This window comes from Pseudoflavonifractor sp. An85, from assembly GCF_002161235.1.
Taxonomy (GTDB): Bacteria; Bacillota; Clostridia; order Oscillospirales; family Oscillospiraceae; genus Enterenecus.
Map to the genome: position 1 here is coordinate 1 of NZ_NFHE01000096.1, position 1321 is coordinate 1321.

Sequence of the window (1321 nt, forward strand, 5' to 3'; positions counted from 1 at the left end):
ATGGTCACCTCATTCTCCGGCTGCGGATCCTCTTCCGGCTCATACGCCACCCGAACCCCACGCACCAACAGCCGGTGGCTATTGACCGCATAGGGGGTGCAGGTCACCAAGGTCACCAGATCCTTGTCTGGCTCTGCCACCAGATTTTCCAACTCGTCTGGCTCCACCGTGGTGATTTGATCCACCTGGTAGGCGTGCACTTCGTCCAGCACATGGATGTAGAAGATATCTCCCACCTCCACTTCATCCAGGCGGGTGAACAGTTCCGAACTGGGTAGCCCCCGGTGTCCCGTGAGCACCGCGTGGCGGTTAAGCCCACCAATGGGCAGGGCGGTGACCTCCAAATGCCCGATCCCTTTTGCCAGTACCTCCTCGCTGGTACCATGGTACACCGGCAGGGACAGGTCGATCTTGGGAATCTCCAAGGTGCACATCACCTCGTCCAAATCCAAGGTCTGGGCATAGTTATCTGGAATGGCATATCCGCTGCCTGGGACAAAGGGGTCATGCACCGGGTCTCCCATGAGGCTCTCGTTGTAGATCTCCGCCTCCTGCCACTCCTGTTCCAGTATCTCCGGGTCCGTGGCGGAAATCAGGTTGGCATGGGTGGTGATGATCTCCCGGTGGCTCTGGTCGGCTATAAAGTTGCTCACCGCCGGGTAAAAGAAAACCCCTGCTCCCCCAAAAATCAGGAGCGCCGCCAGAATCAGCGGCAGCCAGAGCCCCCAGCGTTTGGTTCGTTTCCTCTTGGGTGTTTCTCTCATACGCTTGCTTCCTCCGTCCATAGGAGAAGAGCCGGGGCAGTGATGCCCCGGCTCTCTGGGTCATATAGGTGCGATGTAAGGTTGGAAGGGGCTTAACCCTCTGCCTTGAACTTCTTGACCGCAAACAGCACCAGGGCTGCGCCGCAGGCCATGAGAATCACGCCGCCGATGGTGAAGGCCACGGTACCCATGCCGCCGGTGGTGGGCAGGGTAAAGTCGGGCTTCTCGTTTTTCAGCTTGAAGGTAAACACGTTGTCGAGCGGATCCGGTTCACCGCCTCCCATGGCAAAGGTGCTAGCCTCCTGCACCACCATAGAGCCGGTGGCCGTGGTGACTTCCAGGTTGCCGTCCTTGTCACTATCGGTGATGGTAATGGTGACGACGTCTCCAGGCAGGGCATAGCCATTGGGGGCCTTGGTCTCCTTCAAGTAGTAAGTGCCGTAGGCCAGACCCTGGAGTTTTAGCTGGCCGCTGCCATCGGTAGCCAAAGCCACACTGGGTGCATCCTGTCCTGCGTCGTACTTATACACACCGTTGGAACCGTTGAACTTCACTTC

General features: G+C 58.4%; 2 protein-coding genes. Both read right to left on the minus strand.

The annotated features are described in order from the left end of the window. Positions 1-764: class C sortase (locus B5G37_RS14490; protein ID WP_143482999.1), on the minus strand; the 764-nt coding region annotated here is incomplete at its 3' end. Between the two features lie 92 nt (positions 765-856). After that, a partial coding sequence (locus B5G37_RS14495) for a prealbumin-like fold domain-containing protein (RefSeq protein WP_143483000.1) occupies positions 857-1321 on the minus strand: 465 nt, incomplete at its 5' end.